General features: G+C 54.5%; 17 protein-coding genes. 8 read left to right on the top strand and 9 right to left on the bottom strand.

The window, feature by feature from the left end:
* The first annotated feature begins 318 nt into the window (after positions 1-318).
* Positions 319-1179, top strand: coding sequence for a hypothetical protein (locus ABQ298_00500; protein ID MEQ9822845.1), 861 nt, complete (start codon positions 319-321; stop codon positions 1177-1179).
* A 49-nt stretch (positions 1180-1228) separates the two neighbouring features.
* On the opposite strand, the gene ABQ298_00495 is transcribed toward ABQ298_00500, so the two are convergent.
* The 5 genes from ABQ298_00495 to fabV form a co-directional block, all read right to left on the bottom strand.
* Positions 1229-2491 (bottom strand): DUF1343 domain-containing protein, encoded by a 1263-nt coding sequence (locus tag ABQ298_00495; GenBank protein ID MEQ9822844.1) that lies wholly within the window; start codon positions 2489-2491, stop codon positions 1229-1231.
* 1 nt (position 2492) lies between these two features.
* On the bottom strand, positions 2493-3680 hold the full coding sequence (locus ABQ298_00490) for a glycerate kinase (GenBank protein ID MEQ9822843.1): 1188 nt from the start codon (positions 3678-3680) through the stop codon (positions 2493-2495).
* Between the two features lie 35 nt (positions 3681-3715).
* Positions 3716-5455 (bottom strand): Rne/Rng family ribonuclease, encoded by a 1740-nt coding sequence (locus ABQ298_00485; GenBank protein MEQ9822842.1) that lies wholly within the window; start codon positions 5453-5455, stop codon positions 3716-3718.
* A gap of 80 nt (positions 5456-5535) precedes the next feature.
* Complete coding sequence (locus tag ABQ298_00480) at positions 5536-6756, bottom strand: FtsW/RodA/SpoVE family cell cycle protein (protein ID MEQ9822841.1); 1221 nt, start codon at positions 6754-6756, stop codon at positions 5536-5538.
* Positions 6757-6837: 81 nt separating this feature from the next.
* Entirely contained in the window at positions 6838-8037 is a 1200-nt protein-coding gene (fabV, locus tag ABQ298_00475; GenBank protein MEQ9822840.1) for an enoyl-ACP reductase FabV, read from the bottom strand.
* A 112-nt stretch (positions 8038-8149) separates the two neighbouring features.
* Between fabV and ABQ298_00470 the strand changes: the two genes are divergently transcribed.
* Positions 8150-10114, top strand: a complete 1965-nt coding sequence (locus ABQ298_00470; GenBank protein MEQ9822839.1) for a long-chain fatty acid--CoA ligase — start codon at positions 8150-8152, stop codon at positions 10112-10114.
* Positions 10115-10174: 60 nt separating this feature from the next.
* On the opposite strand, the gene rph is transcribed toward ABQ298_00470, so the two are convergent.
* Positions 10175-10909: a ribonuclease PH gene (gene rph / locus ABQ298_00465; GenBank protein ID MEQ9822838.1), complete on the bottom strand. Its 735-nt coding sequence runs from the start codon at positions 10907-10909 to the stop codon at positions 10175-10177.
* Between the two features lie 154 nt (positions 10910-11063).
* Here rph and ABQ298_00460 point away from each other — a divergent pair, with 154 nt between their 5' ends.
* The 4 genes from ABQ298_00460 (at position 11064) to ABQ298_00445 (ending at position 14039) form a co-directional block, all read left to right on the top strand.
* Entirely contained in the window at positions 11064-11804 is a 741-nt protein-coding gene (locus ABQ298_00460; protein MEQ9822837.1) for a DUF899 domain-containing protein, read from the top strand.
* Between the two features lie 72 nt (positions 11805-11876).
* Positions 11877-12269, top strand: coding sequence for a hypothetical protein (locus ABQ298_00455; protein MEQ9822836.1), 393 nt, complete (start codon positions 11877-11879; stop codon positions 12267-12269).
* A 65-nt stretch (positions 12270-12334) separates the two neighbouring features.
* On the top strand, positions 12335-12712 hold the full coding sequence (locus tag ABQ298_00450) for a YciI family protein (protein MEQ9822835.1): 378 nt from the start codon (positions 12335-12337) through the stop codon (positions 12710-12712).
* 4 nt (positions 12713-12716) lie between these two features.
* Entirely contained in the window at positions 12717-14039 is a 1323-nt protein-coding gene (locus tag ABQ298_00445) for a sigma-70 family RNA polymerase sigma factor (protein MEQ9822834.1), read from the top strand.
* A 54-nt stretch (positions 14040-14093) separates the two neighbouring features.
* Here the strand turns inward: ABQ298_00445 and feoB are convergent, their stop codons facing one another.
* Together feoB and ABQ298_00435 are read right to left on the bottom strand one after the other, a co-directional pair.
* On the bottom strand, positions 14094-16325 hold the full coding sequence (gene feoB / locus ABQ298_00440) for a ferrous iron transport protein B (GenBank protein ID MEQ9822833.1): 2232 nt from the start codon (positions 16323-16325) through the stop codon (positions 14094-14096).
* Between the two features lie 13 nt (positions 16326-16338).
* Positions 16339-16605: a ferrous iron transport protein A gene (locus tag ABQ298_00435; GenBank protein ID MEQ9822832.1), complete on the bottom strand. Its 267-nt coding sequence runs from the start codon at positions 16603-16605 to the stop codon at positions 16339-16341.
* 391 nt (positions 16606-16996) lie between these two features.
* Between ABQ298_00435 and ABQ298_00430 the strand changes: the two genes are divergently transcribed.
* Together ABQ298_00430 and ABQ298_00425 are read left to right on the top strand one after the other, a co-directional pair.
* A complete protein-coding gene (locus ABQ298_00430; protein MEQ9822831.1) occupies positions 16997-18556 on the top strand; it encodes a hypothetical protein in 1560 nt (519 codons plus the stop codon).
* 34 nt (positions 18557-18590) lie between these two features.
* Entirely contained in the window at positions 18591-18965 is a 375-nt protein-coding gene (locus ABQ298_00425) for a hypothetical protein (GenBank protein MEQ9822830.1), read from the top strand.
* Here ABQ298_00425 and msrB read toward each other — a convergent pair.
* Positions 18958-19634 (bottom strand): peptide-methionine (R)-S-oxide reductase MsrB (gene msrB, locus ABQ298_00420; protein MEQ9822829.1); only part of this gene is annotated, 677 nt, incomplete at its 5' end. The two genes, ABQ298_00425 and msrB, sit on opposite strands and share 8 nt — an antisense overlap.

Genomic DNA, 19634 nt, shown 5'->3' with positions numbered 1-19634 from the left:
GCTCATTCAAACCTGCCGGGCAGGCACACGCGTAAGACACGCCTCCAAGGCATGTATCGCGACTCATTGTTTCGCACCCTGCGCGCACGAAGCGCGTTGTCGATCTCCGCTAAAGGGGGTCGCGTGCGAAACCACAACTATGCTACAATCTCTAACATCCAAAAAGTATTGAAGGCATTAACCGCAGGTAGTGCTGTGGCGTCAAGCTCAAGATGATTCCCGGATGGGAGGCATCCAGCGGTGTGGCTGAATTGACTCAGGAAGGGAGTGTTACGTTTCGCATTGGATGGTGGCTGGTTTTGCGATATGCTTTTCTTCATGAAATTGCATCAAGGTCTTCGATCAGGTTTCCACTTGGGAGCCTTGGGATTCGGGTTGCTGTTGACGGTGGGCAGCGCGACGGAAGTGTTGGAAAACCGGATTGGTCGCTTTGATCCCTCCCGGGATTTGTTTCTGGCTCACTTTGACAGCAAGACGGATGTCGATGACCTGCATTCCATTGCAGGGGTAGCGACTGTGCTGGCGGACCCACGCTTCGCAAAAGTGAATTTTCATGCGGTGGCGGGGGCGTATGGTGTGCAGGACGGGCTATATGTGCCATCGAACGAGTTGTTCGAACTCGCGTTCGGTTCGCAATGGTCCGACGCCCACAACGCCTATGATGAAGCTTTGCAGCAAGTCTTTGGGAAGGTTGAGCGGACCCTGAAGCAGGGCGGCAGCATCTGGATCGCAGAAGCCGGACAATCGGACTTTTCAGCGGATCTCGCGAGACGAGTGTTGCAGTATCTACCCGGGGTGGATCTTCGCGAGCGCTTCCACATCGTGCAGCACAGCAACTGGAATGAAGAGGTGACCGATGCTGAGGATTTGCAGTTTGTGCAGACGCACACGGCCTATCAGAAGATTCCAGACGGGAACGGATTCAACAACGGCACCCCTGGATTCAGGGACCCGAACTGGATCGATTGGAAGTCCTATATAAAGGATGCGCGCCTTACCGAAATATGGGAGATGGCGCTTGAGATCGCCAACCGCTACAACGCGGCGGAAGGACGATACCTGAACACGGCGATCCAGGAAGGCGGCATGGACTTTTCGGATGTGGTGGAGACCTGCTGGATTTTTGGGTTTGAAGCTCTGCCGGATGCCGAAGCTTTTTTCAAGGAATTTGCTCAGTAGGCATCGGGGGCATGGGATTCCGACTCCGGATGCCGGACTGGATGGGGACTCAACGATAAATGTGATGGGCGGCGGCCCAGACCCGGAACTTGTCGGAGCGCGATTGCCAGCGCTCGATGAAACCCCTCGCATCCGCATCGGCGCCCTTGGTGGAGATTTCGGTCCACCAGGCCTGGGACCCGACGTGTTTGTTAAAGAGCGAAATTCGTGCCGCTGTGGCACTGGCATAGGGGTTTTGCTGCTGCAGCTTGCAGGCTAACGGCATCATGTGAAAGCTGAGAGCGGTTGGGCGAAGGGTTTCCCAGTTGAATACCTGCACATAGGCTCCTTCCACGGTGTTGCCGCGTGCATCTGTGGCACTGGCTTTGACAAACTGCACACCGCGCAGCTTGAGTGCGTTGAGCGCGTCGACGAGGTGGTCGGTCTCGATTCCGGGCATGCTGAGCAGGCGGAAGGAATACTCGGTCCCAAACCCATGGCGAAATGCATTGATCTCGGCCCCCAGCCCCGTCATCGCGTAGCCGAGCACGGAGGAGAGTGTGGGAATACCTGGAGACGTGGGAACCCATTCCAGTCCGGTCTGATCCCAGGTCATGGACCTGCGCCAGTTTTTCATGGGAATGATGGTCAGGCGACCGCTGTTGCGCACCGACTGTGGCAGATCGAGCCAGCCCTCGGTCAGCTTGGCGATGCGTGCAAGTTCACCAATGGTCAATCCGTGAACATAAGGCACCGGGAAGCTGCCCACATAGCTGCGCAGATCCTCGTCCATGGGTGGACCATCGACCTTCTCACCGCCAAGCGGGTTGGGTCGGTCGAGGATCATCACCTCAATATCGTTGCGAAAACATGCTTCCAGCGTCAGCCGCATGCAGGACACGTAAGTGTAAGAGCGCACCCCGATATCCTGCAAGTCGATAACCATGACATCCAATCCTTCCAGCATGGCATCGGTGGGGGTGCGGTATTTGCCATAAAGCGAAAACACGGGCAAACCGGTTGCCGCATGCGTCTGGTTTTCAATCGGGTCGTTTGCTGGAGCTTTTCCATCGATCCCGTGTTCGGGGCCGAACAGGGCTACCAAATTCACCTGGGCGGCTTCGTGAAGAATCGTTATCGTGGAAACTCCGCTTGAATCTACTCCGGCGGGGTGGGTCAACAAGCCCACTCGCTTTCCTTTGAGGGGTTCAAAATCACCTTCCCTCAACACATCGATGCCGGGCAGTACGGGAGCTGGATTTGCAGCTGTAGCAGCGATGGCACCCACAAGGGCCATTGCAATGAGCAGGGACAGTCGAATCAGAGGCATCATCTCAGGCTGAAGGTGGGAAGTGTTGAATGAAGTGCTGCACTGCTTCGCGCAGGTGTGTGGCCTCGTTTTTAATATTGGTCTCGACGGAGGCATTGGGGTCGCCAAGGGGATGTACGGTCACGTCAGGATGCAGATTGGCGAGGGATTGGGTTGCGTCTGGGGTGGCCTTTCCCGGGAGGATGCAGACCGGAGTGTTGAACTTAGCGCACTGTCGTGCAATTTCGACGGGACCCTTTCCCGAGAGCGAACTGGCATCCAGAGATCCTTCGCCAGTCAGCACCAGGTCGGAGTTTTGTATCGCCTGATCAAGATCAAGCACGTCACAGATGAGTTCAAAACCGGGCACGATCAGGTTTTGAAATGCCAGGCTGATGCCAAAGGGCAAGCCCCCTGCAGCACCCATGCCCGGCTGAGCGGGGTCGACACTTCGCATACCGCGGGTCCGCAACAATTGTCTGCAGGCCTGTTCCATGCATTGCTGCATGCGCGGCAGATCGTCTGGGCGCATGCCTTTCTGCGGACCGAAGACTGCTGCAGCTCCAAAAGGTCCATGAAGCGGGTTTCGCACATCACAGGCGAGACGGAGCTGAAGCTGCGGAAGCCCATCGGGAGCGTTCCATTGGGACACGCGATGCCAGTTGATGGGCAGGAGCGGTGAGACCCATGCTCCCGAGGCATCCCGCGCGGTCAAACCCCATGCTTCGAGCAAACCGATACCCATGTCCTGTGTGGCACTGCCACCCAGCCCCATCAGGACAGCGGTGGCACCTTCCCCTGCAGCGTAGTGCAGTAGTTCCCCAACGCCAGCCGTTGTGTATTGCCAAGGATCGCGACTGGTATTGCCAACCAGATGGTGCCCGGCAGCCTGCGCCATTTCGACGATGGCGAGCAGCCCTTGCTTGGGAAGGTGCAGACGCTGGCGCAGGGAGTCGGTGAGTGTGGAAATGGCCACATAGCCGACCCTTGCCGACCCCGATGAGAGGTCGGGATAGGTGACCCGGTAGTCGCGAAACTCACCGCCGAGTGCTTCGGTTACGATCTCACAAAACCCCTCACCCCCATCGGAGAGCGGCTTTTGTGTGACGTGAATTTCTGGCCGGACGGCAGAGATCGCATCGGCTGCGGTCGCGCAGGCAGCTGTGGCACTGAGCGACCCCTTGTACTTGTCAAATGCGAGCAATACTCTCATTGGCAGGTGCAACCGTGACCCAGCGAACAAAGCGGTCAGCGGATTTCGGCGCTGGTTTTTGCGTCGATGATACTGAAATTTTCAATGTGGATACTGGCATCTGCGCGGAAGGTCAGCTTCACATTGTATTCCTGTTCAAGATTGATGAGAATCTCCTCATCCTCATCCTTGAGGCGCTGCAGATTCATGGGATGCAGCAACACATAGAGGTGGTGTTGCGATTCGGGACCTGCGTGCTGGCGCAAGTGGCGCACGGCGGCAATGAGACGACGCTGGATCTCTACGCTCATGGTGCGGTCCGATTTCACAATGCCACGACCTGCGCAGTAGGGACAGGAGGTGTAGATCCCACTGGATGTGCTTTCCTTGTGGCGCTGGCGGCTCATTTGCAGGATGCCCAGCTGGGAGATTGGCAGGATATGGCACTTGGCCTTGTCCTTCTTCATCTCCTGTTTCATCTTCATGTAGACCGAATTGCGATCCTTGCGCTGCTTCATGTCGATGAAGTCGATGATGATCAATCCACCCACATTGCGCAGTCGAATCTGGCGTGCGATTTCGGTGGCGGCTTCAAGATTGGCATGCAGGATGAAATCTTTTCCATCCTTATTGGCTCCCTTGTGTCCGCCCGTGTTCACATCGATGGCGACGAGGGCCTCGGTCTCCTCGATCACGACTTCGCCTCCCGAAGGCAGCGGAACCTTGCGCTGGAAGGTCTGGGAAATCTGTTTTTCAATGTTAAAGCGTTCAAAGATCGGAATCTCTTCCTTGAAGTGATTGATCTTGGATTTGGAGCGTGGGGAAATCAGTGAAACCAGTGAGAGCATGGTTTCGTGGGCTTTTTTATCGTCCACCAGCACGCGATCGATTTTTTCTGTGAGGAAGTCGCGAACGGTGCGCTCAATCAGATTGGGCTCCTGATACAGCATGCAGGGTTCCTTCCCCTCAGAGAGCTTCTTCTGAATGCTTTCCCAGATGTTGAGCAGGATGTGCAGATCGCGAACGAAGTAGCGGTCCTTCTTGCCCTCACCAGCGGTGCGCATGATGACGCCCATGCCATCGGGAATGGTCAGCTCGCGCAGGATCTTCTTCAGACGGCCACGCTCCCCCTTGTCCTGAATCTTGCGGGAAATGCCGCACTGACCGGAAAATGGCATCAGTACCAGAAAGCGTCCGGGAATCGCAATGTTGGTTGTGGTGCGCGGACCCTTGTTGCCGATGGAGGCCTTGGTGATTTGAACGATGATTTCGGAGCCGATCGGATAGAGGCTGGGAATATCCTTGATCGAGATTTTTGCCTTGGCCTTCTTCTTGTCTTCCGAGGTATTGTCGCGAACGATTTCGACGGTGGAGTCGTTGGCTGCGGGCAGGATATCCCAGTAGTGAAGGAAGGCATTTTTGGCCATGCCGATATCGACGAAGGCGGCCTTCAGGCCCGGTTCCAGATTTTGGATTTTGCCACGGAAAATGGTTCCGACCATGCGCTCATCGCCTGAGCGTTCGACCTCAAATTTCTCAAGCACCCCGTTCTTGAGCAGGGCGACGCGTTTTTCGAGGGGTTCGGAGTTGACGACGATTTCCGTAAAGTCGGCTGACTTGCCGCTAAGCGTATTGACCACCTTCTGAAGGATCGGCATTTTTTTGGCCCGTTCCTGGGCGGCTTTTTGAAGATCCTTTACGGGAATGGTCTGTTGGGATGTATGTTTGGGAGCTTTGGAGAGTTCATCGCGATGAGTGGCGATTTGTTCTTCCGTCAAGTTTTCTTGATTTTGCATGGTTCGTGTTCCGTTGGACGGAGGAACCTTTTTCTGAGCGATGTTGATGCTACGTCTTCGATGGCGAGAGGCGATTCATCTCAAATGAATTTCTCGCGATACCGGTAGATACTTTGTTGAAAGGCTAGTAACGTAAAACAGCTGAGTAAAAAGGTTCCTCCGTGACTTAAGAATGGGAGGGGGAGACCGGTGACGGGAGCAATTCCCATGGTCATCCCCATGTTGATAAAAGCGTGAATGAACAATAAAACACTGACACCTGTTGCCAGTAGTTGACCGAAGCGGTCGTGAGCTGATTGCGCGATCCGGAGTCCGTTAAAAACGAGGATCGCAAAAAGGAGAATGACCGATGACGCGCCAACAAATCCGGATTCCTCCGCAATGACGGAGAAAATGAAATCGTTGTATGCTACGGTCTGGGGTAGGTAACCCAGTTTGGCTTGGGTTCCCTCGGTCCAACCTTTGCCAGACCAACCCCCGGTCCCGACCGAAATCAGGGACTGGCGCACATTCCAACTGTCCCCCAATCCCTGTGGATCGATGAGGTCAGGTGCAATGAACACCATGAGGCGGTTGCGCTGGTAGTCCTTGAGTGGGATCCATGAGTGTGGCTCGTAAGCTCCCCGGTCTTCCAGTGCGGAAAGGTTGTTTTCGTGAAGAAACTGTTGATAGCGATAGAGATCCCACCCTACGACGGACACCAACAGCAGCCCGAGTCCCAGCGATATCTGAAAGAATCGCTTATGGAATCCTGCGCTGTAGAGTATGATAAACGTCATGATGGGAATCACCAGTGCCGAACCCAAATCGGGTTGAGCGAAGATGAATACGGTAGGGATCAAGGTGACCCCGGCAACCACCGAGACGGAGGTGAGGGTCTCGCCAAATGTCTGAAAGTGAAATTTTGAGAGTAATCTGGCAACCAAAATCAGTGTAGCGATCTTTGCCATCTCCGCAGGTTGCAGGGTGATAAACTTGAGATCTATCCACCGTCTTGCGTTGTAGATCTCAGTGCCCGCCGGTGTGAGGACGACCAGCAGCAGCGCAACGGCTCCGAGGTAGAGCCAGTGTGCCTGTTCGAACCAGATGCGATAGTCCAACAGTGAGACGATGAAGTAGATGACTACACCCAGAGTAATCCAGATGAGCTGTTTGATCCAGAGATCGCCGCTGTTGTAAACCTGGGAAGAGTAGATGAACATGACGCTCATCACCAGCAGCCCTGTCATGCAGACTGGCGATATCCAGTCAAAGCGATGCCAGCGAATGCTTCTCCACGAGAGAACCAGCATCCGCAGCATGCGACTGAAACTGGAATTTCTGATCAATGAGAAAAGAGTGCACCTTCGTTGAAGCGGAGCGGGTCGTTGCCGAAGCAACAGTTACTGGATGACCGTCGGATCTTCCCAGTGCGCGTCGACTGATGCCTCGTAGTCCACTCCCTCGTAACCAAAACCGAACAACTTCAGGAATTCCTTCTTGTAGTCATCAAACGCCGAGATGTCTTTGAGGTTCTCCGTGTTGATACGATTCCAGATTTCGAGAATTTCCGCCTGCACATCGTCCCGCAATTCGAGATCATCCACGCGGATTCGGATGTCATCGGTCTTGGAGGCAAGTGCCTTGCCATACAGGTGATCGGCAAAGAGACGGTAGATTTGCTGCACCACACTTTCGTCGACCCCCTTCTCTTTCATCACCTTGAGCATGATGGAGATATAGAGAGGAACCACAGGAATCGCGGCACTGGCCTGTGTGACGACGGCCTTGTTCACGGACACGTAGGCGCGCCCCTTCATGTTGGCGTAGCGTTGTGTCAGTTCCCGGGCGGCACGCTCGAGGTCTTTTTTGGCCTGACCAATGGTACCGTCCTTGTAGATCGGCCAAGTCTGCTGGGGACCAATGTAGGAATAGGCGACCGTTTGGAATTGCTCAGACAGCAGTCCGCGTTTGTTCAGATAGTCGATCCAAAGCTCCCAGTCCTGTCCACCCATCACCTTGATCGTACCAGCAATTTGCTCCTCGGTTGCGGTTTCAATGGTAGCGTCAAATACGGTTTCCTTGTCGGTGTTGATGGATTTACCCGTGAAGACGGTCTCCCCGATGGGTTTGATAACCGAGCTGTACACCTCACCTGTGTCCGGGTCCGTGCGACGCGGTGAAGCGAGACTGTAGACAATCAGGTCCACCTTGCCCCAATCCTTTTCGATCAGGTCGGCAGTTTTCTGTTTGATGTCATGGGAAAATGCATCACCGTTGACGTTTTCTGCATAGTGGCCATCTGCCTGCGCTATGCGTTTGAACGCCAGTGAGTTATACCATCCGGCAGTGCCGAGGCGCGTTTCAGTCGACGGGCGTTCAAAGAAGACACCGATGGTCCTGGCACCCCACGCATAGGTGGGAACAATGCGGGAGGAAAGTCCGTAGCCAGTGGAGGCTCCGATCACAAGCACGTTTTTCGGACCCCCAGTGATGGGTCCGGCAGAGCGAATGGTGGCGATTTCGTCGTGAATGTGCTGTTCACACCCCTTGGGATGGCAGGTCACACAGACAAAACCTCTCACGGAAGGTTTGATAATCATGAATTCGGTTGAATATTGCTAAATTCTAAGGATACAGAATGGTATGTTACCCAATTTGAAGCATTGCTGAGAGTCAATCCCAAGCATTGCCCCATCTGATATTCCCTGAGTGATGCATGAAGTGATTGTCTCTGAAAAGCAACCCTGGACTGCCGATACCGTGGCGCACTTGTTTCAGCGCATGGCGGTGCAGTACCGTGGACTGACGGCATTGGTCAGTCATCGGAACGCAAATGATCAACGCAGTCGTCTGACTTACGATGCACTGATCGAACGGTCCACTGAGGTTGCGGAAGGCTTGGTTGAGTTGGGACTCAATCCAGGGGACCGTGTGATGGTGCTGGCGGACAACCGACTGGAGTGGCAGGTTTCGAGCATTGCGATCACCTTTGCGGGTGGAGTGGATGTGCCGCGCGGCAATGATGCAACTCACGACGAAATCAACTACATTGTCAGCCATTCCGCTTCCCGATTTCTGTTCGTGGAAACTGCGCGTCACCTCGAACGCGTGCTTCGCAATCTCGATGACCATGACAGCCTCGACGGAATCGTGGTCATGGATGAGGACGGGCTGACCGAAGAACTGCGACAGGATCCCCAGATCACCTCGCTTGACGAACTTGCCCGAGCGGGCCGGAAACGCATGGACGCTGGCCGTGCTCAGTGCCCGCAGCGCATCGAAGCCATCCGCCCGGAGGACCCCTACACGATCATCTACACGTCGGGCACGACGGGGCGTCCCAAAGGAGTTGTGCTCACCCACGCAAACTTGATGTCACAGGTTTGCAATGTGCCGATCACGATTCGAAAGCAGTGGGAAGTGCTCACGATCCTGCCGATCTGGCACAGCTATGAACGCACTTTCGAACTCATCGTGCTCGCACGGGGGATTCAGATGACCTACTCGTCGGTGCGCACCATTGGGCCTGACATGCGGGAACTCCGTCCCCAGATCATGGTATCGGCGCCGCGACTTTGGGAGAACGTGTATTCCCGGATTCAGCACAGCATCCGCTCAGGATCGGTGGTAAAGCGGACGATGTTCAAATCTGCCTATGCTTGTGCCTATGCGTTTTTCACCGCACTGGATGTTTTGCGGGATCGGCAGCTTGAGCTGCGCTACATTGCACCTCCCGAGCGAGTGCTGCGAAAAGGAATCGCGGCACTCGTGGCATTGGTAGCATTTCTGCCCTATCGCTTGATGGATCGGATTGTTTTCAGCAAGCTTCGGGCGGTGATCGGCGGGCGCTTTGAATTTACCGTTTCGGGTGGTGGCGCCTTGCAGCCACACATTGACCGGTTTTTCAATTACATCGGGATTCGAGTGCTTGAGGGATATGGCATGACGGAATCGGGACCCGTCTTGTCGGTTCGCCTGCCCGAAAAACTGGTGATCGGCACGGTGGGTCCGATGTGGCCGCACACCGAGCTGCGCATCGTGGATCCGGAGACCAAGGAGTTGCTTTATCCCAACCCGAAACTCCCTCACGAAGGAAAGGGACTGAAGGGAGAAATCCACATTCGGGGACCCCAGGTGATGCAGGGCTATTTTCGCTCTCCAGAGGAGACTGCAAAAGTGATCCGGAAGGGTTGGTTGAATACAGGGGATCTCGGTGTATACACCTTCAACAATTGTTTGAAAATCCTCGGACGCACCAAGGACACGGTCGTGCTGTTGAGTGGTGAGAACATCGAACCAGTTCCGATTGAGAATCGGATTTCCCAGTCCGAACTCATCGCCAACTGTATGGTAGTCGGACAGGATCAAAAATACCTGGGACTGCTCGTAATTCCGTCAGTGGAAGGCTTTCAAATGATCGATTCCTCGCTGGACAGCATCGAAAAAATCACAAAGTCGAAGGAGGCAAAGGCAATGGTGGATGCCTACATTCACGATGTGGTGAGCGCCAAGGCCGGATTCAAGTCCTACGAACGCATTCACTCCTGGCGATGGATCGACAAGCCCTTCGAAGTGGGGGAAGAGATCACGACGACATTCAAACTCAAACGCCATGTGGTGGCTCGGCGCTATGCGGATGTCATCGCATCCATGTTTCCCAACGAAGCGCGCAAGTAAGTGTGACTCCTTGGATTGCTCTGCATCGGCAGAGCGGGTTGCGGGCAAACGCAGTGAGGGTTACGCATCCAGCGCCTTCAGCTGGGCTTGAGTGAGTTGTGCGATGCCCAGTTTTGCGAGTTCGATAAGGCGATGAAGCTGCGTTTCGGTGTAAGTGGCTTCTTCCCCGGAACTCTGCACTTCGATGAATTTGCCGCTACCCGTCATCACAATGTTCGCATCAACGGTGGCTTCCTTGTCCTCCTGATAATTGAGGTCGAGCACCTCCTCATCAAAATAAACGCCCGTGCTGACAGCCGCAACGCTGTCCGTGAAGGGGTCTTGCTCAAGCACGCCCTCCTTCATGAGCTTATGAATCGCTAGTTTTGCTGCGACATAGGCACCAGTGATCGAAGCGGTGCGAGTTCCACCGTCTGCCTGAAGCACATCACAATCGATCCACAGGGTTTTGTCGCGCATTTTGGAGAGGTCCATCACGGCACGCAGGGAGCGTCCGATCAGGCGCTGAATCTCAATGCTGCGTCCATCGACCTTGCCCCGGGAGCTGTCGCGATCCTTTCGCTGCAGGGTGGAATATGGCAACATGGCATATTCTGCCGTGAGCCAACCGGTTTTCACACCCTGAACGACCATCCAGCGCGGAACTTTGTTTTCGACAGTAGCCGAACAAATCACCTGGGTATCGCCAAACCGGACGAGAACCGACCCGGTTGCATGTGGTGCGAATCCCGTAATGAAGCTTACTTCGCGCAATTGATCGTGCTTACGCCCGTCTGGTCTCAAAAAATCCAACATTCCGACTATTCAAGAACGCGTTTTCCAGATTAATCAAAACCTTTGTCAGCATCGATCACATCTTTTCCCGAATGTTCAGTATGCCCTGTCTTTTTTTTCTACGCTCGTTCGTCGTAGTGATGAGAGACTGAAATCATCAACCCTGACAGAGCAAATGAATAGAAAACCCAAATCACTACCCCCTGTGGTATCGCGTGAAACATGGCTGGAAGCGCGCAAGGCGCTTCTCATCCGGGAAAAAGAAGCAACACGACTGCATGACGCGCTCGCCGCCGAACGCAGGAGACTGCCAATGGTAAAAGTGGAAAAAGACTATGTCTTTGAAGGACCGGATGGGGAAGTTCGCCTCGTTGACATGTTCGAAGGCCGCAGTCAGCTCTACGTGCATCACTTCATGTGGATTGATCAGCGTAATGACTTTTGCCCCGGCTGCATGCGAGCAGCTGACCTGACCTTTCGTCAGGCACTCTTTACCGAACTCCACAAGCGGGACATCACCTTCGTTGCCATTTCGAGGGTGCCGCTCAGCCGAATCGAGGAAGCCCGAAGTGCCTACGCATTCCGCTTTCCCTGGTATTCTTCTCTGCAAAATGACTTCAACTATGACTACCATGTCACGCTGGACGAGCGCAAACATCCGATCGAATACAACTATCGCGGGAAACAGGAGCTGTTGCAAAATGGTTTCTCCGAGGACATGCTCAAAGGAGATTGGCCCGGCAACAGCGTCTTTCTGAGGGATGGCAACAACGTCTACCACACCTACTCCGCATACGCGCGTGGACTCGACCTGCACTGGACCCCACACAACTTCCTTGATTTCACCCCATACGGGCGGCAGGAACAGTGTGAAGATTCCCCTGATGGCTGGCCGAAGGAAGGCGCGACCCTCTAGTCCTGCTTCCCCAAAACGGATTGTGCAGCCATGCGTCGCAGCCGCATTACTCACCCATTCCCTCACCGTATCATGCGCACCATTCAGTGGTTGGTGCCTTCGGCTGTATTGCTGGTGCTGCCCAAGTGTCCGGTCTGCTTCGCGGGATGGATTGCAGTCACTACTGGCGTGGGGGTTTCGATTTCTGCGGCAGGAATCCTGCGCTCCGTTCTACTCATACTCTGCATGCTTGCGCTCAGTTATCTTGCGATTTCCCGCATTCGACGCAGCGCCTGCAAGATGCGCAGAAGTGTGGGCGTTGCTACCAGCGGTGGCGGAACAAACGCAACCTCTGCAAATCAAACGGACAGAAATGCGAGCGACAATCATGGAACTTTTTCAGCCGACCGTGCTTGGCGAGAATCGTGTTGCGAATATCTTTGCGGGAGTACTGAGCTGCCGGAAATCAAATCCGGAATGGACTGACCGCTTTGTTCCCAAAACCCAAAAGTAAAGACTCCATGCATAACGAGAATCCAAAAGTTGAATACATGCTCCTGTTTCGAGGGTTGCATTGGGAGAAGAATCTCTCCCCGGAAGAAATCCAGCAGGTCATGACCCGATGGGTTTCCTGGTTCGATAAACTATCGGAAAAGGGGATCCTGAAGGCGGGTCAGCCGCTCGCCGAAGAAGGCAAGATCGTATCGGGAACGGGTGGACAGAGCGTCGTCGACGGACCCTTTGCCGAATCCAAGGAAGCGATTGCGGGGTACTTCCTGCTCGAGGTTGAGGATCTCGATCAGGCTGTCGAAATCGCGCGCCAGTGTCCCGCCTTGGAGCATGGTCTCCAGGTCGAAGTGCGACTCGTCAGCAGATGCTGCAATGCCGGGCACATTGCCGAAAGCCTGATGTCGTCGCTGGCAGATTGACCCGATGGGGAATCGAGGTTCAGCGCGGGCGTTAGCGAATGGAAACGTCACACAGCTGACGGACCATCTCTTTCGTGAAGAAGCGGGGAAACTGGTTTCGATCCTGACGCGCATCTTTGGGATCGAACGGCTGCAGCTTGCCGAAGATGTCGTGCAGGAGGCGTTGATGCGGGCATTGAAGTTTTGGCCCTACTACGGGGTTCCCGACAACCCGTCGGCGTGGATCACGCGCACCGCAAAAAATCTGGCCATTGATGTCATTCGTCGCGAGGCCCTGTTTCGCGACAAACAGGACCAGATGACGATCACCCTGCAGGAGTGGCGACAACCGGAGTCTCCAGATGACGCGGCCCGATTTGAAACCGAAATACAGGATGCACGGCTGCGATTGATGTTTGCATGCTGTCATCCGGATGTTCCGATGGATTCCCAAATCGCGCTTGTGCTGAAAACGGTTTGCGGTTTTGGGGTGACAGAAATCGCCCGCAGTTTCCTTGTTTCCGAAGCAGCCATTGCCAAGCGCCTTACCCGTGCCCGCAATACCATCCGCGAGCATCACATTCCGTTTGAAATTCCGGCAGGAGCAGTATTGGAGGAACGACTCGAGGCGGTACTTCAGTCCATCTATCTGCTCTTCAACGAAGGTTACAAAAGCTCCACAGGAGACGCATTGATCCGTTCGGATCTTTGCCTGGAAGCGATTCGCCTCGGTTTGCAGTTGACCGACCACCCGTCGGGAAATCATCCGCGATCCCACGCCCTGCTAGCGCTGATGTTGTTTAATGCAGCCCGGTTTCCGGGGCGACTCGACGCAACGGGCAACATCCTGCAGCTTGAGGCGCAAGATCGTTCCCGCTGGGATCAGTCCATGCTGTTTCGTGCGCTTCACCACCTTTCGCTTTCGGCGGCGGGCGACGAAGTCACCAGTTTTCACCTCCAGGCGGGGATTGCTGCCTGTCACTGCACGGCGCAAGATTTTGCCTCCACTGACTGGTCACGGATTCTGATGCTCTACAACCACCTCGAATTGCTGGCACCCTCGCCCATCGTGAGCCTCAACCGGGCGATTGCCTTGGCCAAAGTCGAAGGCCCTCAGGCGGGACTCGCGGTGATCGGAACGCTCACCGACAGTCGACTGCTCGAATCCTATCCTCTCAGTTTTGTCGTTCGGGCCGAACTGGAAGCGGAGATGGGGGATTTTCACCTGGCTGCCAAGCATCTGCGCCGCGCACTGGAACTAACCGAAAATGCGAGCGAGCGCAGACTGCTCACGCAACGCTTGGAACGGGCGGAAAAACAGGCGATCTGTGGGGTCAGTGCCGGATGACGTTGCCTGCAATCATTGGCATGGGTTGAACCGACAGTATGGAATCGCATTCGTTCAGCTCATGATCCAGCTCAACCCCTGATAGGTCAGGATGGAAGTGATCCAGGCGAGTGTGGTCATGAACGTGAACGACAACACAGCCCAAAAAGTGTTGGCTTCGCTACGGATCACGGCAAGCGTGGAACCGCACTGTTGGCAGAGCGCGAAAAATACCATGATGGCGAAGGCGACCGGAATCGTGAAGAGCGGTTGCCCGGCTCGGTGCCCGTCGGCCCAGGTTGCCTGATGCATGGCAGCGCGTAGATTGGGAGAGGATTCATCGACTTCTCCCCCGAGGCTGAAAATGACGCCCATGGTGCTGACAATGACCTCTCTGGCCGGAAAACTGGCAAGGATGCCAACGGAAATGCGCCAGTCAAATCCGGCGAGATCGAAGACAGGTTGCACCGCTTTACCAAAGCGACTGAGATAGCTCTGGTTAATGTAGGCAGCATCGAGCTGGCGGGAGAATTCCTGGGCGACCTCGGAGTCCTCTTCCTCGAGTTGTGCGGTGAATTCGGCCTCACTGAGACCCTGCTCTACAAACTCGGACTGCACCCGGACGAGGGTTTGAGGTTCGACTGTGTCGGGGCGTGGATAGTAAAGCAGTGCCCAGATCAGGATGGTGATGACAAAAATGACGGTGCCGGCTCGATAAACAAACTCCCTGCCTTCCGACCACATCCTCCAGATGAGGTTGCGAAGTTTGGGAACCTGGTAATCCGGCATTTCGATGATGAAGGGTTTGGAAGGGGTTCGGCGCAATATCTTGTGCAGAATCCATGCCGTTGGAAGCGCCACGAGAATTCCGAGAATGTGGATGGCAAAAAGGGTGAGGCCAGCCACAAATGGGCCGTAGCGTGGTTCAATCAGGGCACCGATCAGCAGCACATACACTGGCAGGCGAGCGGAACAGCTCATGAGCGGCGCGATGAAAATGGTGATCAGTCGGGATTTACGGTCTTCTATGGTGCGGGTCGCTAGTATGCCGGGGATTGCACAGGCAAAGCTGGAGAGCAGCGGCACAAAACTCTTCCCGCTCAGACCCGCCCAGCTGAACATGCGGTCCATGAGAAAGGCAGCGCGTGCCATGTAACCCGTTTCCTCAAGCAGCGAGATGAAGAAGAAGAGGATGAGAATTTGCGGCAGGAAGATCAGGAATGCCCCTACCCCTTCGATCACTCCATCCGTGACCAGACTCTGCAATTGCGGATGTCCTTCCAATCCGGAAGCGGCAATTCCCTGCAATCCCCCCTTCAGGAAGTCAATCAGATCCATGAAAGGGGCGGACCAAGAGTATACGGATTGAAAAACCACGTACATGAAGACTGCAAAAATCAACATGCCCCAGAAGCGGTGGGTGAGCAGGCGGTCAATCGATTCACCGCGGCGTATGATGCGCGAATCCTTCTGGACGATGACGCCGTCAGTCAGTTCGGCAATGTGCCGATGATACAGCACGGCTTCGACGGTGTGGGGGTGAAATCCGGCCTTGCGAATGCGGCTGCGACACCGTTCCAGTGCGGTCTTGAGTTCGGGCGCCTGGGAATTGATGCCCGGAAGGGTGGGCATGGTGCTGTCAAAGATGAGTCGGTATGCTTCAGCTGCATTTACAGCAATCTGCGCCTTTTTCAGTTCGGAGCGAAAGTCATCGATTGCTGCGGCCATCTCAGGTTCCCATTGCATGCGGTGCATCAGACTGGAACAGTTGTGGGCGTGCAGAATGGCATGTTTGAGTTCGGCAATGCCCTCGTTTCGCACGACATTTACTGGAACCACAGGGACGCCGAGACGCTTCGACAGCAGGTCGGTCTGGAGCTGGGTTTTTTGTCGAAGGGCTGAATCCCAGAAGCTCAGCGCGATGACCACTGGAATGCCGTGCTCAGCCAGTTGACAGGCGAGATAGAGGTTTTTGTTCAGATTTGTGGAATCCACCACGCAGATGAGCACGTCCGGTTTGGCGGTGTTGGGAATGTTGCCGTTGATGTAGTCGTGAACGATCTTTTCGTCGGGGGAGCTGGCTGCGAGACTGTAGGTGCCTGGAAGATCGGTCAGATAGGCAGCCTGCTTGTCGAGAAAAACGGTGCCCGTCGCCATGGCAACCGTGATTCCGGGATAGTTTCCAATGCGTTGACGCAGTCCGGTAAGTGCGTTGAAAAGGGTGGTTTTGCCGGTGTTAGGGTTGCCTACAAGGGCAAGCTGAAGGGGCCGGTTTTGGGATGAAATGACGGGTGTGGATGCGCTCATGAACCGTGAAATTTCAGCAGTTGGACGTTGCAGTGCCACCCATGACGGGGATGCGTTCCACCAGAATCACCGCTGCTTCCTTTCCGCGCACGGAAAAATTGCGTCCGTCTACTTCAAACTCAAGAGGGTCTCCCATGGGTGCAGGTTTCACGAAGCGAATGGTCTTGTTGGGCAGTACGCCGAGGTTCATCAGTTTCTGGCAGACCGAAGCATCCTGATCCATCGAGATGATGCGTGCAGATTCGCCACGTTTCAGCTGGGCTAGACTTAGTTGATTCATGTTGAAAAATTCCAGACAGTGGTATTGCTTATTGAGACGATATCTCAACAACGGATACCAGCACAATCAGAATGCAAGTTTTTTGTCCACTTCTAATCCTTTCATCTTCCGGGAATCCGGGGACCGCAATGCTTTCTGCCGACACTGCGGCCGTGGCATTGGTTGTGGGAACATGCGGCCTGGTGGCGGTGGCCATGCTGGTGCGCAGTTGGAAGCAGGCAGGAAAGTCCAGCTGTGGTTCGGGAAAATGTGGATGCGGCAGCAAAACACCCCTCCTGAAAGTAAAGAAAATGTAAATTATCCACGAGAGTGTGGCTAAACTCCCTTCAGGTTTCGCAGAATCTGTCGATTAGGTATAAGACTTTCTTTGCAGTGATGCGACTGCTTTACCATGGAACGACTTTCCCTCAGCCAGATTGCCGATTACAATAACCGGGATGCTTTTGCCCGGGTGAGGAATGGTACGTCCTCATCCGCCGCTTCGTTCCTTGAATCTGTGCGCAATGAACAGGATTTCACTCGCCTGAGGTCGGATGGCATCGAGGGCAGTTATTCCATTCTTTCCGGAGTCGCCGACCGTCTTGAACTTGTGAGATCGAATCTGACGACGATGCTGGGCTACTCGCGTGCCGGGCAATCCGCAACATCCCCGACCAAGCGCGACGAGTACATCGGATTGATGCGAAGCCTGTCGGGCGGAATCGATGACATCGTCGACAATACGGTTTGGAAGGGCAACAAGTTGCTTGATGGGCGACCGATTGACCTCAGCCTGACTGCGAACGGAAACGGTGCCAGTGAACGGCTCAATCTGCAAAGCTTTTACACTTCGGATGTGGATGGTTTTGACCTCACGTCCCAGCCAGCTTCTTCGAAAGGAACGATTTATTACGATTATTACTCTGTCTTTCGAAATTCGGCAGCTGGTGTGGTCGGGCTGGATATTGCAGGAGCGGAAGGCAGTGAGGTGTCGCCCGCACGACAGGAACTGGAAAATGGAAACTATCGGCTTGAGATTTCCTATGCGGGGCCGGATTCGAGCATCACAATCAAAAACTCGACGGGAGTGCTCATCAACACGGTTAAGGGCGTTGATCTGAGTGGAAGTGGTGAGGAAATCGTTGATTTGGAGGTGGGGATTTCACTGCGCATCGAAAAGGAGCAGATTCTGAAATCTGTGGACAAGTATGACTACGAAACCAATGGACCGGCAAAATTGTATGCCATGCTCGCGTATGAGCGAACGTTTCAGCACGAGTTGAAACAGGAGGGGTTTTCCCAGTTTTCAGACCAATCGGTGAAGGTCAATTATCAGCGTGATCTCACGGACTCGGAAGGTGGAAAATTGAGCTTCGGTGCGATCAAGCTCGCAGGTGTGGATTCTGATGAGCTCTCCATTGCATCGGGACTTTATAATGTCACCGTGAATTACAATGGGGCATCCTCGTCACTGGAAGTGAGAGGGGCTAATGGTAAACTTGCCTACGTCAATTATCGTGTGGATCTCTCGGGTTCCGAACCGATCAACATTGATACGGGCAAGGGGCTGGCTTTTACGATTGACAACGAAGGTTACACAGGTCGTGGGAAAATGTCGGCCACTCTGGAGTATGAGGCGAGTGGGAATAATAACGCTGAATTTGATTTTTCGGCCTATACCCGCAAAATCGAGTCCGCCATTGCCCGCCTGGATGCGGATCTGGTGCAGGTAGAGCAGTCCATGCAGCGCATCTACACGGTGTACCAATACCAGACAGGCAATTTTGGAAACCTATCCAATGCGACTCCGGGGAATCAGGCTGCTTCTCTGATCACGGGAAGTGCGGGAAGTGACACCCTGTTTGGAGCGACCAGTGGTCTGTTTTCCGCAACCGCCGAAGATTTGTTCAGCAGCACCGCGTCAGCGATAGCGGCGCAGGGAGAAATTGTGTATTCCCGCTACCTGGCCTGACGGTGGAGTATTGATTATTGCGAGAGAAGAACGGATGTCGAAAGCACCTCACAACGGATTGTCTGCCTATCAAAACGCTCGAAAACTGGAATCTTCAGTTCGGCTTGAAAATCTGCTTGCCCACTATGATGGACTCAGGCAAGCCGCAGCGCGACATGATCGCATGAAAGTCGAAGCGATGGTGCTGCGGCTGGAGCAATCGCTGCAATTTGAGGCAAATCCAGTATTCGCCTGGCGGCTGACACAACTGTATGGGCACATTCGAAGTGCGGTGAAGCGCGAGGATTTTCAGGAAGCCTGCAGGGTGGCTGATGAGTTGTACTGCATGTGGCAGCATGCGAGCGCATTGATGGAACCGGGAACTGCGACGAGTGAGAGTACTGCGCAAACCGTTGATCGCATCAGCTGAACAGAGGGAGAAAACGGTCCAGGTTTTCCTTCTTCAGATCGGTGACTGGTACAAAGCGTAAAGAAGCGGAGTTGATGCAGTAGCGCAGCCCCGTGGGTTCGGGGCCATCGGGAAAAACATGACCGAGATGGGAGTTGGCTCTGGCGGAACGTACTTCAATACGCTGCATTCCGTGGCTGTCATCGCTTCGCTCAATCACCGCATCGGAGGAGATGGGCTGCACAAAACTCGGCCAGCCTGTGCCGGAGTTGAATTTGTGAATGGAAGCGAAGAGGGGTTCTCCAGAGACCACATCCAGGTAAATGCCGGGTTCCTTGTGATTCCAAAACGCATTTTCAAAGGGGCGTTCGGTTCCATTTTTTCGGGTGATTTCGTATTGCTCGGGCGTCAGGATGCGGCGCAGCTCTGCGTCATCGACAGGAAGGCCACAGGCATCCCCACATGCAGCGCTAGGCGTCGTTGCGCTGGCGGACGCCGAGGGTTCGAAAGATGGATTGGAACGGCTTTCGCTCATGAAAGGGTGCAGGTTTTGTGTAAAGTGGTTTTCCAGATGGAATGGGTAAACGTTGCAAACGATACTGTGATAGCGCCAAGTGCTGAGTCCGTTTTCAGTTATCCGATAACGGTCGGCATCTTGAAGATCGGCAGGAACATGGCCACCACGATGGT

It is taken from the genome of Puniceicoccaceae bacterium (assembly GCA_040224245.1).
Taxonomy (GTDB): domain Bacteria; phylum Verrucomicrobiota; class Verrucomicrobiia; order Opitutales; family JAFGAQ01; genus JAKSBQ01.
This window is presented reverse-complemented; position numbering and strand designations above follow the sequence as displayed.